General features: G+C 64.6%; 14 protein-coding genes. 6 read left to right on the forward strand and 8 right to left on the reverse strand.

What is annotated here, in order from left to right; translation table 11 throughout:
* The 6 genes from QUV25_RS05375 to QUV25_RS05400 all read left to right on the forward strand — a co-directional run.
* On the forward strand, nt 1-1006 hold a 1006-nt coding region (locus QUV25_RS05375; protein WP_366945638.1), incomplete at its 5' end, for an NAD(P)-dependent oxidoreductase.
* Between the two features lie 403 nt (nt 1007-1409).
* Nucleotides 1410-1859, forward strand: coding sequence for a universal stress protein (locus QUV25_RS05380; RefSeq protein WP_300862090.1), 450 nt, complete (start codon nt 1410-1412; stop codon nt 1857-1859).
* Nucleotides 1860-2073: 214 nt separating this feature from the next.
* Nucleotides 2074-3795: an FAD-dependent oxidoreductase gene (locus QUV25_RS05385; RefSeq protein ID WP_300862092.1), complete on the forward strand. Its 1722-nt coding sequence runs from the start codon at nt 2074-2076 to the stop codon at nt 3793-3795.
* Between the two features lie 14 nt (nt 3796-3809).
* A complete protein-coding gene (locus tag QUV25_RS05390; RefSeq protein WP_300862095.1) occupies nt 3810-4037 on the forward strand; it encodes a DUF2783 domain-containing protein in 228 nt (75 codons plus the stop codon).
* 69 nt (nt 4038-4106) lie between these two features.
* Nucleotides 4107-4646: a VOC family protein gene (locus tag QUV25_RS05395; RefSeq protein ID WP_300862097.1), complete on the forward strand. Its 540-nt coding sequence runs from the start codon at nt 4107-4109 to the stop codon at nt 4644-4646.
* Nucleotides 4647-4972: 326 nt separating this feature from the next.
* Nucleotides 4973-5629 (forward strand): hypothetical protein, encoded by a 657-nt coding sequence (locus QUV25_RS05400; protein WP_300862099.1) that lies wholly within the window; start codon nt 4973-4975, stop codon nt 5627-5629.
* 107 nt (nt 5630-5736) lie between these two features.
* Here the strand turns inward: QUV25_RS05400 and QUV25_RS05405 are convergent, their stop codons facing one another.
* The 8 genes from QUV25_RS05405 to QUV25_RS05440 all read right to left on the reverse strand — a co-directional run bounded on the left by QUV25_RS05405 (nt 5737) and on the right by QUV25_RS05440 (nt 14406).
* A complete protein-coding gene (locus QUV25_RS05405; protein WP_300862101.1) occupies nt 5737-8001 on the reverse strand; it encodes an ATP-binding protein in 2265 nt (754 codons plus the stop codon).
* An 8-nt stretch (nt 8002-8009) separates the two neighbouring features.
* Nucleotides 8010-8513, reverse strand: coding sequence for a hypothetical protein (locus QUV25_RS05410; protein WP_300862102.1), 504 nt, complete (start codon nt 8511-8513; stop codon nt 8010-8012).
* 46 nt (nt 8514-8559) lie between these two features.
* A complete protein-coding gene (locus QUV25_RS05415) occupies nt 8560-9651 on the reverse strand; it encodes a chemotaxis response regulator protein-glutamate methylesterase (RefSeq protein ID WP_300862104.1) in 1092 nt (363 codons plus the stop codon).
* Nucleotides 9652-9763: 112 nt separating this feature from the next.
* Nucleotides 9764-10462, reverse strand: a complete 699-nt coding sequence (gene cheD, locus QUV25_RS05420) for a chemoreceptor glutamine deamidase CheD (RefSeq protein ID WP_300862107.1) — start codon at nt 10460-10462, stop codon at nt 9764-9766.
* Nucleotides 10455-11339 carry a CheR family methyltransferase gene (locus tag QUV25_RS05425; RefSeq protein WP_300862108.1) on the reverse strand — a complete coding sequence of 295 codons (885 nt, stop codon included), beginning with the start codon at nt 11337-11339 and terminating at the stop codon, nt 10455-10457. The genes cheD and QUV25_RS05425 overlap by 8 nt, the downstream gene beginning before the upstream one ends.
* A 31-nt stretch (nt 11340-11370) precedes the next feature.
* A complete protein-coding gene (locus QUV25_RS05430) occupies nt 11371-13497 on the reverse strand; it encodes a chemotaxis protein CheW (RefSeq protein WP_300862109.1) in 2127 nt (708 codons plus the stop codon).
* A 48-nt stretch (nt 13498-13545) separates the two neighbouring features.
* Nucleotides 13546-13908, reverse strand: coding sequence for a response regulator (locus QUV25_RS05435; protein WP_300862112.1), 363 nt, complete (start codon nt 13906-13908; stop codon nt 13546-13548).
* 63 nt (nt 13909-13971) lie between these two features.
* Nucleotides 13972-14406 carry a hypothetical protein gene (locus tag QUV25_RS05440; protein ID WP_300862114.1) on the reverse strand — a complete coding sequence of 145 codons (435 nt, stop codon included), beginning with the start codon at nt 14404-14406 and terminating at the stop codon, nt 13972-13974.
* Nucleotides 14407-14452: the final 46 nt, after the last annotated feature.

Here is a 14452-nt window from a genome sequence, read left to right on the forward strand (position 1 = left end):
TCGCGGGTCGCTGCCCCCCGAGGGGGCTGGGCCTGCCTTGGGGCGGCCCGGCGGCAGTCCTGGTGACCCTCACGCTTCGCCGCATCGCGAGCCGATAACAGACGCGGTGTCGAGGGCTCAGGTGGCGATCGTTGGTGCGGGCAACATGGGGGGCGCCATGGCCGCGCGGCTGGTCGGTCTGGGGTGGTCGGTGGTGGTGTGTGACATCGACCCCGAGCGACAGTGTCAGGCGCAGAATGCAGGTGCCCGTCTGGCCGCACTGCCGCTGGACGCGGCGCAGGCTTTAGGGGACGAGGGCTTGCTGATCGTCTGCGTGGTGGACGCCGCGCAGACCCGCGAGGTGTTGTTCGGCCCCGAGGGCGCTGCGCCGGGACTTCGCCGCGGGCAGGCGGTCATGCTGTGCCCCACGATCGCACCCCATGACACCGTGCAGCTGGCTGCCGAGTTGCAGGCGCTTGGCATCGGCTGCATCGACGCCCCCATGTCCGGCGGCCCGGCGCGTGCGCTCGACGGCAGCATGAGCCTGATGCTGGCTGGAGCCGATGACCTCCTGCTTCGCCACGAAGCCTTGCTCGCGGCCCTGTCCAGTCAGCGCTTTCGCATCAGCGACCGCGTGGGCGACGGCGCACGCACGAAACTGGTGAACAACCTGCTGGCGGGTATCAACCTGATGGGTGCCGCCGAAGCCCTTGCCCTTGCCGATCGTCTGGGTCTTGACCTCTCCACCACGCTGGACGTGATCGAACGCTCCAGCGGCCAGAGCTGGATCGGTTCGGACCGGTTGCGCCGGGCCCTGGCCGGTGACATGTTGCCGCGCGCCCACATGAGCCTGCTGGGCAAAGACACGCGCCTGGCGGTGGAGGCGGCGCAGGGAGCGGGTTTTACCGGGCCGCTGGGGGCGCAGACCGCTGCGGCGTTTGCCCAGGCCATGGCTGCGGGACTCACCGAGCAAGACGACGCGGCACTCCTGAGCTGGTTGCGCCAGTCGCTCGACCGACCGACCTGAAGACTGGCGCACGCGGGCGACGTCGGCTTCCGGTCGATGCTGTGCGGAATCTGCGGGTGAACAGGCCTTGGGGCACTTTGTGCAGCCGACACCACCTGCAAACGGCTTGCTCGACGCCCGTGAAGCGCTGGCGGCGGTGATCCTGCTGGACATCAACCTGCCCAAGGTCAATGGCCTGAGGTGTTGAGGCTACTCAAGGTACATGAACGTTTTCGATGCATCCTGTTGGGTGTGCTGAATTCGTTGCGGGAAGACCGCGACCTCAAGGCGGCGTACGATCTGGGGGTGAACTCGGACATCGAAAAAACCGATGGGCTTCAACCAGTGCAGCGAGGTGGCCGAGCAGATCGAACGTCAATGGGGCGTGCGCAATCAATGCCCTCACTGAAGATCCAGGAGACCCATGCTGAACATTCTTATTCCCGTCGACGGCTCCGAGCCATCCTTGCAGGCCGTGCACCACGCCCTGCAACTGGTGGGCGCTGGCCTCAAGGCCCGCTTCGTGGTGGCCAATGTGCAAGAAACCGCCAATCTGTACGAGCTGGTGGTCGCCCACGACCCGGGCGTGCTGCAAAAGGTGAGCGAAGAGGCCGGTTACGACCTGATGCGCCTGGCTGTGAAGTTTCTGCAGGCGGCGGGTCAGCAGGTGGTGCAGGACGTGAGCACCGGTGACCCGGCGCACATGCTGGTCGAGGTCATCGAGCGCCAGGGCTGTGACGCCGTGATCATGTCGGCGCGCGGTGCTGGCCTGCGCGCGGTGGTGATGGGCTCGGTGTCGCAGGAAATGGTGCAGGCCTCGCCCGTGCCGGTCACCCTGGTGAAAGCTCACCCTGAGTCGACCCCCCGCGACTGAGTGACCCCGAACCAGCCAGGCCGCCAGCGCGGCCTGGCTTTTTTTCGCCTGTGCGGCTGGTGCCGAGCGGTCGCGCGGCGCGTATCGTGCTGGTTATGTGTCCAGATTACGTTTAGAGAAACGAATTTACTAATACGGAACTTTGAGGTACAGTCTGGGCGCGCTGCCGCTGCCATCGCTTCGGCGTGACGCGCCGCATTGGAGCCCCGCCCGCATGGCCACCTACCAGTACCCGACTTTTCCGTACCGAGCGCCCCACGACCTCATGGCCGACGCGCCCCGGCGCCGCCCGCTGGTGATCATCGGCGCCGGCCCGGTCGGCCTGGCCGCCGCCATCGACGCGCGGCAACACGGCCTGGACGTGATCGTGTTCGACGAGGACGACAGTGTGTCTTTCGGCTCGCGCGCCGTCTGCTACGCCAAGCGGGCGCTGGAAATCCTGGATCGCCTGGGGGTGGGCGAGGAGGTGGTGAACAAGGGTGTGAGCTGGAATGTGGGCCGCACCTTTCTGCGCGAAGAAGAGGTCTACCGCTTCAATCTCGTGCCCGACGCTGGCCACAAGCGCCCCGGCATGATCAACCTGCAGCAGTACCACCTGGAAGAGGCGCTGGTGCGGCGCGCCGAAGCTCTCGGCGTGGACCTGCGCTGGAAATACCAGGTGACCGGCGTGACGCCGCTGGAAGACGGCGCGCGCGTCAGCCTGGAAACGCCCGATGGTGCCTTCGACATCGAGGCCGACTGGCTGATCGTGGCCGACGGCGCGCGCTCGAATGTGCGCCGCCAGCTCGGGCTGGACATCGAAGGCCATGTGTTCAAAGACCGCTTCCTGATCGCCGACGTGGTCATGAAGGCCGACTTTCCGGCCGAGCGCTGGTTCTGGTTCGATCCGCCGTTCCACCCCAACCAGTCGGTGCTGCTGCACAAACAGAGTGACAACGTCTGGCGCATTGACTTTCAGCTTGGCTGGGATGCCGATCCGGAGGAAGAGAAGAAGCCGGAAAACATCCTGCCGCGTGTGAAGGCGATGCTGGGCGATGAGCGCGAGTTTGAACTGGAGTGGGCCAGCATCTACACCTTCCAGTGTCGGCGCATGACGCAGTTTCGCCACGGCCACCTGCTGTTTGCCGGAGACGCGGCGCACCAGGTGTCGCCGTTTGGTGCGCGCGGCGCCAACTCTGGCTTTCAGGACACCGACGATCTGATCTGGAAACTCGCGCTGGTCATCAAGGGCCTGGCGCCCGCCGTACTCCTCGACAGCTACGACACCGACCGCGTCTACGCCGCCGATGAGAACATTCGCAACTCCACCCGATCCACCGACTTCATCACGCCCAAGAGTGCAGTCAGCAAGCTGTTTCGCAACGCCGCGCTGGAGCTTGCTCGCAGCCAGCCGTTTGCGCGCAAGCTGGTCAACTCAGGGCGCCTGAGCATGCCCTCGTTCCTGGTCAATTCCGCGCTCAATACGCCCGATACCGATGTGTTCGCGGGCGACATGGTGCCCGGCGCGCCGCTGGACGACGCCCCGGTGCGCATGGCCGGGCAAGACACCTGGCTGCTCGACCAGCTGGGCAACCGCATTGTGTTGCTCGCGTTTGTGGACCGGATCGAGGCCATTGGCGGTGCGCTTGCCGAGTTGCAGGCGCAAAGCGCAGCGCTGGCTGCCCAGGCCATACCGGTGGAGGTGATCTGGGTCATGGCTCACGCCGGCGCAACCCCTGCCGACAGCGTCACGCTGCACGACCGGGACGGCCTGATGGCGCAGCGGCTCGACGCCCGCCCCGGCAGCGTCTATCTGATCCGCCCCGACCAGCATGTGGCCGCGCGCTGGCGTACCTTCGATCCCGGACGTCTGCAGGCGGCTTTGCGCCGCGCGACCGGTCACGAAATGGCTCACAGCGCGGCCAGTCGGCGCGTCGGTGAAACCGTTACCGAGTGAACCCGGAGCACCCTATGCCCTTGCAACTTCAACCCAATCTCGCCGAGCCCGGCCAGCGCTATTTCCGCGACTTCACTCCCGGCGACGACTTTTACGAAGCGCTGATCGACGCCCACCGCGGCCTCAGCGACGAACAAAGCCAGCTGCTCAACGCCAAGCTGATCCTGCTGCTGGCCAATCAGGTGGGTGACATCGCCGCTCTCAAAGAAGCCTTGGCGATCGCGCGAGAGAACCTGGCCTGAACGCCAGACGACTGTTCCACGCGGTGTGCTGATCCGCTGCCCTTTCCTTCCATTCAGGAGACCTTCCCCATGCTCAACATCCGCAAGATCCACCATGTGGCCTACCGCTGCCGCGACGCCAAGGAAACCGTCGAGTGGTATCGCAAGCACCTCGACATGGACTTCGTGCTGGCCATCGCCGAGGACCATGTGCCGTCCACCCACGCCCCCGATCCCTACATGCACCTGTTCATGGATGCGGGCGGCGGCAATGTGCTCGCCTTCTTCGAGCTGCCGAACTCACCCGAGATGGGTCGCGACCCCAACACGCCGGAATGGGTACAGCACATCGCGCTCGAGGTGGAGTCGGTTCAGGTGCTGGAGACCGCCAAAGCGCGGCTGGAGGCTGCTGGCATCCCGGTGATTGGCATCACCGACCACACCATCTTCAAGAGCATCTACTTCTTCGATCCCAACGGCCACCGCCTGGAGCTGGCTGCCAATACCGCCACGCCCGAGATGATGAAGAAGCTCGACGACGTGAAGTGGGACATGCTCGAAGAATGGTCCAAGACCAAGCGCGCGCCCAAGCACGCCGCCTGGATGCACGAGCGCGAATTCACCGCGTAGCGGTAGCCGGGCACCGAGGGCTCGATGCGAGGCCCGGGTGCCGAGGCGACTCTGAACAGGTCCTAGCGAGGGTCCGCAAGGATTCGGTCTCAAACGGGCGTCTGACGCACCCGTTGGCCTGCATGTGCGTGCTGGCTCCCGATGCGCCAGCAGGCCCGCCAGCCACCCCGTTTGGGACCCGAACGCCCATCGTGGTAGCTCTGAACACCATCCTGAAGGCCTGAACTGGCGGCGAAATACCCCTCAAGTCGGCGCTTAAGCGGCCGAAATCCCTCAGGAACACCTGGAAAGTCTTGCTCCAGGACCCGTGAAAGAGGGGGTTTTCCATGATCAACATTTCCACCCAGCTGCCCGCGGTCTGGACCCCGCAGGCTGCGCAGTCGCCCGCCGCGGTGGCCGCCGTGGCGCCCATCCGTCCCGTGCAGGAAAGTGGCCGCAATGGGCAGTCTGGCGCTGGCGCCGACCCTGAAACGCAGGCGTCCCGCCAGGGTCGTCGTCGGCCCGAGTCCGAATCGGCACCGATATTGCCGCGCAGGTCCGGCCAGGAAGAAGATTCCACCGGCGCTCTGCGCAGCACGAGCACCGCGCAGGCAGAGCGGCTGTCGCAAGCCGATGCCGAACAGCGCGCCGAGCAGGAAGCGGCTCAGCAAGCCGCGGAGGCCGCGCGGCGCGAGCAGCTTCAGTCCGTGCTGACCAATGTCTGGAAAGCGAGTGCGGCGGTGGTGGACCGGGTGCTGGGTCGCGATGATGACGCCGCAGGCGGTGCATCACCGGTCAGCGGCGCCGCGGGTGGGGCTGCGGAGCGCGCCCCAGGTCGCTCGCAGCCAGCTGAACAGCTCTCGCTACCCTGGCCAGTGCAGCCGCAGGAGCGCGCCTTGCCCACCGCAATGAATGACGGCCGTGTGCCCGTGGCCTACGATGAGCGGGGCAACAGCAGCCTGGAGCCGATGGAGCCTGGCGCCCTGATCAGCCGCCGGGTCTGAAGCCAGTTCCGGCGCGCAGGCACTCCAGCTCCAAAAAAAGACCCCGAATGCGCTGACGCATTCGGGGTCTTTTTTTGGGTCTGCACCACCCGTGTGGTGTGTAAGGATCAGATCGGGCTCACCGACTCGAACTGCCGCAACGAGAGCTGCGTGGCCTCCATGTCGTGGATGAGCTGCATATCCAGACCGGTTGGCAGGGGCGGGCCTTCTCTGTCGCTGGCCAGTTGCTCAATCAGCTCTGCCGTCTTCACGATGGCACGAAAACCCAGCAGCATCGCCGTGCCCTTGAGCTTGTGGGCGTTGTACTGGATGTCGGCGCGATCCTTGCCCTTGAGCGCAGCCAGCAGCACGTGCAAGGTGCCTTCGGGCGGTTCAAACAAGGTCTCAAGCATCTCGTTCATCGACTCGTCGGGCATCATGGAAAGGATCTCCCGGTAAGACTCGGCATCGATCACGACTTCGCGCGGCACGATCGGTCTTTGCAGACGAACCGGCAGCTCACTGGCCGACAGCGGTGCAGCGCTGCTGGCACGCGCTGGCGTGTCGTCCGCGGCGGTGGGGTCGAGCAGGCCGCACCGGCGAAGCGCGCGCTTGAGTTCGTCAGCCTGCAAGGGCTTGCTGGTGAATTCGGAGACGCCCACTTCCAGCGCCCGCTTGCGGGTGTCGTTCACCACATCGGCAGTGACCAGGATCACCGGGATGTCCCCGGTGGAGCCACCCAGGCGGCGGATGGCCTCGGTCGTCGCCAGCCCATCGAGCAGCGGCATGTGATAGTCCAGCAGCACCACGTCAAAGGGCAGGCTTGCCAGCAACTGCAGCGCCTCCTCGCCGTTCTCGCAGAACGTGGCATCGTGACCCATCTTCTGCAGCAGGATGCTCATGTACTTGAGGTTGATCGGGTGGTCTTCGGCCACCAGCACGCGCAGACTCCGGCTGGGCGCCAAGCCCATGTGGCTGCTCACGCCCGCCTCGGGCGGATCGGTCTCGGTCAGCGCCAGGCTGACGGTGAATACAGACCCCACGCCGGGGCTGCTGATGACCTCGATGTCGCCGCCCATCATGCGGGCCAGGTTGCGCGAGATCTCCAGCCCCAGACCGGTGCCGCCAATGCGCCGGCGCAGCGAATTGTCGGCCTGGTAGAAGCGGGTGAACAGCTGGGACACGGTGGTCGGGTCCATGCCGACACCGGTGTCGCTGACCCGGATCTCCACACCCGCTGCGCCATCGGCGCGGCGGCGAAGCTCGGCCCTGACCTCACCGGCTGGCGTGAACTTGATGGCGTTGTTGATCAGGTTGAAGAGGATCTGGCGCAGGCGCGTGGCGTCGGCCTCGACCCAGGTGGGCAGATCGGGGGCGACGCAGATGTCCAGCTCAAGCCCCTTGTCGCGCGCGGCCACCTGCATGAGGCCATCGACCTCCTGCACCACCGTTTGAATATGCACCGGTGCCACCGACAGTTTGAGCGTGCCCGACTCCATGGTCGAGACATCGAGGATGTCGTTGAGCACACCCAGCAGGTGCAGGGCGGAATCGCGTGCAGTCTGCAGGTAGTCGCGCTGATGGCCAGTGAGGTTGGGCTCATCCATCAGGTTGAGCATGCCCAGCAAGCCCTGAAACGGTGTGCGGATCTCGTGACTCATGTTGGCCAGGAACACGCTCTTGCCCCGGTTGGCCGCCTCCGCCTGGTCGCGCGCTTCGGCCACCGCGGCGTTGAGCGACTGCAGTGCGCTGTACTGCTGCTGCTGTCTTCGGATATGGCCGACCAGCAAACTGACAAAGAGCAGCATCACCACGCACTGAACCGCCGCCAGCGCAATCACGAGTCTGCTCTGTTGCTGGAGCTGCGAGTTGCGTTCGTCCAGAAAGCGGGCGACGGCGCGGTTGGCCTGGCGGGTCAGCTCAGAGAGCTGGGGCAGCAGCCCCTGGATGGCCTGATCCAGCTGCGCGATCGAAGCGGGTGTGGCGGCCAGGCTTTCGGGCTGGGCAAACAGCGGATCGGCCAGGGCGGTGAAATCGCGAACAGAGCCAATCGCCTGCTGGTACTCTACCGAGCCTTCCAGCAGATCGCGCCGCGGGATCCGGGTGATCAGGTCGATGCGGCTGAGGAACACTTCGTAGCGCGCCTGCAGCTCATAAGGATCCGCCGAAGCGGGCTCGCGCTCAGTCTGGATCAGCACCTGGTCTAGTCGGGACAGCTCGCGTTCCAGCTGGTAGGCCTGCCACATGATGGAGTCGACCTGGTTGGTGGACACATCGTCCAGCAAGCGCAACTGCTGCCACTGGATCCAGCCCAGTGGCGTAAGCGTCACCGCCAGCATCACCGCGATCGCGGTGAGCCAGTGACGCCGCTGCCAGGTTGACAGGTTGGGCATGAGGGGCTTCATTGCACGTCAAGTGCCTTGAGCTGCCAGATGGAACGCTCGTAGTAGGTGGAGGAGCGCAGTTCGCTGCTGTCGTCAAACGGATAGACAACGAACAGAGGGCCTTTTTCGCGCACCGGCATCGGCTGGTCATCGAGCAGCCGCGCCACGATGACTTTGTGCCGGGTGGTGTCGGCCACCGGAATGCTGATCTTGTAGTCGTTGATCGCCACGGCACTCACCGTGCTGCCGCTGGCCTTCACCGCTGCCAGCACGTCCGCCAGCAGCGGTCCGGTGAATTTCACGGGCTTGTCGTACCAGGGCGTGCGGGTGGTGAAGCTGTGTTGGGGAAGCGCTTCCATCATCTTCATGTCGAAGCGGGCTTTGTCCCCCGCGTTCTTCAAGCCGATCTTGCCGCTGACCGTGAGCACCGGCCGCTCGGTGGGTGGCTTGAGCGCCATGGTTGCACTGGAAACGCCCAGACCGGTCACGAGCAGCAGGGCGGAAAAATGGCGACGTTTCATGATGAGGATTCCTTTGAATGGGGAGAAAAATGCGTGGGAAGGGAACTCAGATGCGGTGACGAACCGCGGTGGTGGTGCTGGACAAGCGTTCGAGCAAGGCAGGTGCGATCTGCGTCAGCGGAAGCACTTCGTGAGCGGCGCCGCACTGAATGGCCATGCGCGGCATGCCGAAGACCACACAGCTCGCTTCGTCCTGCACCAGGTTGTAGCTGCCCGCATCTTTCATTTCGCGCATGGCCTGGGCACCATCGCCACCCATGCCGGTCAGCATCACGCCCAGGGCATTGGGACCGAGCACGCGCGCGGCCGATCGAAACAGCACCTCCACCGAGGGTCGATGCCGGTTCACCGGTTCGGTGTCTTCGACCACAGCGACGTAGTTGGATCCGCTGCGATCGATGCGCAGGTGGTGCCCGCCGGGTGCCAGGTAGGCGTGACCCGGCAAGAGGCGATCGCCGTGGCGGGCCTCGGCCACACGGATGCGGCAGAGCGAATTGAGGCGGGCCGCGAAGCTTGTGGTGAAGCCCGGCGGCATGTGTTGCGTGATCACGATGGCAGGCGAGTCGGCCGGCATCGGCGTGAGCACCTCGCGGATCGCTTCGGTGCCGCCGGTGGAAGCGCCGATGCAGATGACCTTTTCGGTCGACAGGCGGGGCAGAGGCGCGCTGATCACCGGTGCATCGGGCGGTGCGCTGCTGGCACTGCTCAGCGACCCGCTCTTGTGGCGGCCCACTTTGGCGCTGGCGGCGATTCGGATCTTTTCGACGATGTCGCTGGCGAGCTCATTCAGGCCAGTTGTCACGCCGATGCGCGGCTTTGCGACAAAGTCCACCGCACCGAGTTCCAGCGCTCGCAGAGTGACCTCGGCGCCCTGCTCAGTGAGCGTCGAGACCATGAGCACCGGCATCGGCCGCAGGCGCATCAGGCGCGATAGGAACTCAAGACCGTCCATGCGTGGCATCTCCACGTCCAGCGTGATTACGTCCGGGTTGAGCTCGCGGATCATCTCGCGCGCCACCAGAGGGTCGCTGGCTGCACCCACACACACCATGTCCCGCTGGCGGTTGATGATTTCGGTCAGCAGGCTTCGCACCAGCGCCGAGTCGTCAACCACCACCACCGAAGTTTTTCTTGTCATGTTGATCCCCTAAACCATCGTGTCCTGTCGGTCTCCCAAGATGCCGCCTTGACCCGTAACACCCTGAACCGGATCGCATCCAGTAGGGCCGAGTGCAGCGCAGCCGGGCTGCTCAGAAAAGGTCCACCGATCCTCCTACTGCGGCCTTGACCACCACCGAAGCAAGTCCCTTGCGCTCCTGCGTGGCCAGAGTCTCGGGGTGAGAGTGCGCCAGGCGCTTGACCATGGCCTTGCCGGTGACCGGGAAGTAGCAGACCTTGCGTGGATGGATGTCGAGCACGTCCTTGGAGACGATCGCGATGCGCTCGGTATGCAGGTAGTCGAGCACGAACTCGGTGTTGCGCTCGCCCACGTTCATGGTGGTGAAGCTGTGCATCACCTGACCACCACCAAAAACCTTGGCCTGCATCGCCTCGCGTCGGGCGCCGAGCTTGAGCATTTCGTTGATCAGCAGCTCCATGGCGTAGGAGCCATAGCGCCCAGACGTATCGCCGCCACCCTCGGGCAGCATGAAATGATTCATGCCACCGACCCGCGCCTGAGGGTCCCAGATGCAGGCTGCGATGCAAGAGCCGAGTACGGTCATGACCATCATGTCGTCGCGGGTCACGTAGTACTCGCCCGGCAGCACCTTGACGGTATCGACCCGGAAATGGTGGTCGTGATAGAAGAAAGATGCCTCGCCCGGCTTGGGTTTTTGCTGCTTGAGCAGATCGACGCGCGAACCTGCGGGCACACCCAGGCGGGGCGGCGGGGTGGTCGTGATGGGGCTGGCGCGGGGTGGTTGCGCGGCTGATCGGGTGTCAAACACGTTCGTACACCGTCTTTCCGCGCAGCACAAACAGATGGCGTGCATCACTGAAGTTTTCCGCGTGTCCGACAAATAGCTTGCCACCAGGTTTCATGACGCGGTGGATGCGCTCCAGCACCTGGCGCTGCGTCGCGGCATCGAAATAGATCATCACATTGCGGCAGAACACGATGTCGAACGGGTCACGAAACGGCAGTTCCTGGATCAGGTTGACCGTCTGGAAACCCATGGATTTGCGCAACTCGGGCTTGATGCGCATCAGCCCGGCGTTGCCACCCTTGCCGCGCATGAAGAATCGCTGGACGCGCTCCGGGCTCAGACCTTTGACGCCATCGGCCTTGTACACACCGCGTTCGGCCGTGGCCAGCACCTGGGTGTCGATGTCGCTGTTGAGCAGTTCAAACGATCCGGAGGCACCCAGCGCCTCGGTGGCCGTCATGGCGATCGAATACGGTTCTTCGCCGGTGGAGGCAGCCGAGCACCAGATGCGCCAGGGACGCGATCTTTCGGCGTTCAGCATCTCGCTCAGCACCTCGAAGTGGTGCTGCTCGCGGAAGAAGGCGGTGAGGTTGGTGGTGAGCACGTTGATGAAGCTCTGCCACTCGCTGCCATCATGTTTCTCCAGCCAGTCCAGGTAGCTGCTGAAACTGGTGTGACCGGTTTCGCGCAGGCGACGCGATACGCGGCTGTAGACCATGGCGTGTTTGCCGTCGTGCAGGCTGATGCCGGCCTTCTGGTAGATCAGGCGCTTGATGCGCTCGAAATCGGCATCGCTCCAGACGAACTCTCGCTCCGCCGACAGCGGACCGGGCTCGATCAGCCGCGGCGCGGGCAATGGGCGCGGTGGACGCGCGAGGGAAGGAGACGGCTGCAGCATGGGGTGTCCTGGAAAGGGTCGGGCGCGGGGGTCAGTGGCGTGTGCGCCGCACCAGGCCCGAGGTATCCAGGATCAGGGCAACCTTGCCGTCGCCGAGGATGGTGGCGCCTGATACGTTGGGCACCTTGCGGTAGTTGGATTCGAGGTTCTTGATCACCACCTGCTGCTGGCCGATGAGCTCGTCCACCATCAGCGCCGCGCGAGATCCCTCGGCTTCCACCACCACCATGATCGGGCTGCTGGCGTTGAACTCGAAGCGGGGTACCTGGAATACCTGCTCCAGCTCGATCACCGGCATGTACTCTTCGCGCACCTTGACCAGGCGCGCACCTTGAGCGACCGTGCTGACATCACTGGCGCGGATCTGGAACGATTCGATCACCGAAGCCAGCGGCAGGATGTAGACCTCGTCGCTGACGCGCACCGTCATGCCGTCCATGATGGCCAGGGTCAGCGGCAGGCGCACCGACACGCGCATGCCGTAGCCTTCGGCGGAATCGATCTCGACTGTGCCGCCAAGCGACAGGATGTTTTTCTTGACCACGTCCATGCCGACGCCGCGGCCGGAGACATCTGTCACGGTTTCGGCGGTGGAGAAGCCAGGCGCCATGATCAGGTTCCAGACCTCGGTGTCGCTGAGCGAATCTGGCGCGTCCATGCCCTTTTCGCGCGCCTTGCTCAGCAGCTTCGCGCGCGAAAGGCCTTTGCCGTCGTCGCGCACCTCGATCAGGATGGAGCCGCCCTGGTGGCTGGCCGAAAGTGTGATGGTGCCTTGCTCGGGCTTGCCTTTGGCACGGCGTTCCTCGGGCATCTCAATGCCGTGGTCGGCGCTGTTGCGGATCAGGTGGGTGAGCGGGTCGGTGATCTTTTCGATCAGACCCTTGTCGAGTTCGGTCGACTCGCCGTGGGTGATGAGATCCACCTTTTTGCCCAGCTTGGCGGTGAGGTCGCGCAGCATGCGGGGAAAGCGGTTGAACACCACTGACATCGGAATCATGCGGATCGACATCACGGCTTCCTGCAGGTCGCGCGTGTTGCGGTCCAGGTCGGCCAGCCCGGCCAGCAGAGGCTGGTTGGCGGCGCTGTCGAGCTCACGGCTCTTTTGTGCCAGCATGGCCTGGGTGATAACGAGCTCACCGACCAGGTTGATCAGCTGGTCCACCTTGCTGACGGAGACGCGCAGCGTGCTCGATTCCATAGAGCTGGTGCTGGGTGCGCGAGCCTCAGGCCGCGGCGCGGTCTTGTTCGCCATGGGCGTGATCACCGGCTCACTCGCGGCGGCAGCGGGCTGGCTGGCGTCGCTGGGCGAACCCGGGGCGCCGTCGAAGAAACCAAAATCGCTGGCGCCATCGGAGGATGGCGCATGGCTGACCGGCGGGGAAGGCGAATCGACCTGCGTCGCAGCAGCGAGATCGTGGATGGCGATCTGCTCTTTGCTCACATGGAAGGTGAACAGATCCAGCAGATCGGTGTCGCTGGCTGAGGTCTGGACGCGGTAGACGCGCTTGTCGCTTTGGTCGCAGGGCAGGGGCTCGATCACGCCCAGACCGGGAATGTCGCGAAACAGCTCGGCGATGCCGTCGGCTTGGTTCGGCTGATCGAGTGGACCGATGTGCAGTTCGAGCTGTCGCAAGCCTGCTTGGGCGGGGGCGCTGACGACCACGGCGGGCGCAGCAGGTGCAGCAGGTGCAGCAGGTGCGGTCGCCTGGGAGGTCGCCGCGCCGGGCAGGCTCGGGCCGCCCTGGGCGAGCTGGCTGATGCGACCCACCAGATTGGCGGTAGCGGGCGCATCGACCCGTTTGCCCTGGTGTTGGGCCAGCAGCAGGCGCAAGGCGTCGGAGGATTCCAGCAACACGTCGACCATGGCAGCAGTCGGCTGCAGCTCGTGGCGGCGCAGCTTGTCCAGCAGCGACTCCATCTGGTGGGTGAGCTCGGCCACGTCGGCAAAGCCAAAGGTGGCGGCGCCGCCCTTGATGGAGTGCGCACAGCGGAAGATCGCGTTGAGCTCTTCGTCGTCGGCTGCTTCCAGATCCAGCTGCAGCAGCATCTGCTCCATCTGGTCCAGGTTCTCACCAGCTTCTTCAAAGAAGATCTGGTAGAACTGGGTCAGGTCGAAATTGCCGTTGGCACTTTGGCCTTCGGTGGTCATGTCACCCATGGGGGGCTCCTGGTCGATGTCGCTGAGGGGATCGTCTGGGGGCGGAGGTCAGCGGATGACCTTGTGGATCACCTCTATGAGACGGGTCGGGTCGAAGGGCTTGACCAGCCAGCCAGTGGCCCCTGCGCTGCGCCCGGCCTGCTTCATCTGGTCGCTCGACTCGGTGGTCAGGATCAGAATGGGGATGGTCTTGAATTTGGGGTGGTCACGCAGCTTGCGCGTGAGCCCCAGGCCATCCAGTCGTGGCATGTTCTGGTCGGTCAGCACCAGATCGATGCTGTGGTGCTGCGCTTTTTCGAAGGCGTCCTGACCGTCAACCGCTTCCACCACGTGGAAACCGGCCCCGGTCAGGGTGAACGCCACCATCTTTCGCATGGAAGCCGAGTCGTCTACGGCAAGAATCGATTGCATGGGTGTACTCCGTCAGTCAGAGAGGTATCGGCAAAAAGTGTTGGGGCTTGAGATCGTCTGATCTCAAAAGAGCTCGATGGCGCCAGCGTCCATCTCGCTCTGGGTTACCGGGCTGGGCCGCTCGGGCAGGATTTCCACGGTCACGGGCAATTCGCCGTCTTCGGGGGCCATGGCCTCCTCGGCCAGCTTCCAGGTGCAGCCTTGCAAGACCTTGCCGGTGTGCACGATCAGCTGCGTGGCCATGTCGTGGAACTGCAACTCGGTGACGGCCTGGTGCAGGCTTTCGCGCATACGCCCCACGGCCTGGTGATCCTCGCTGATCAGTTCGGCCAGGGCGTGGTTGGCCGATCCGAAGCGTTCCAGCAGGTTGCCTGTGGCGTGATCCAGCAGGCCTTCTAGGCGCTTGAGATCGGTCATGGCCATCATCAAGGCGTCCTGGACGTCGGCCACCAGGGCCACCGGCAGAGAAACGGAAGGGGAGGCGGATGGGTTGCTCATATCTGGTGTGACATGGGGTGGATATCGATGCATCGGTTTGGGCGGG

Source organism: Hydrogenophaga sp., from assembly GCF_030373245.1.
Classification (GTDB): Bacteria; Pseudomonadota; Gammaproteobacteria; order Burkholderiales; family Burkholderiaceae_C; genus Hydrogenophaga.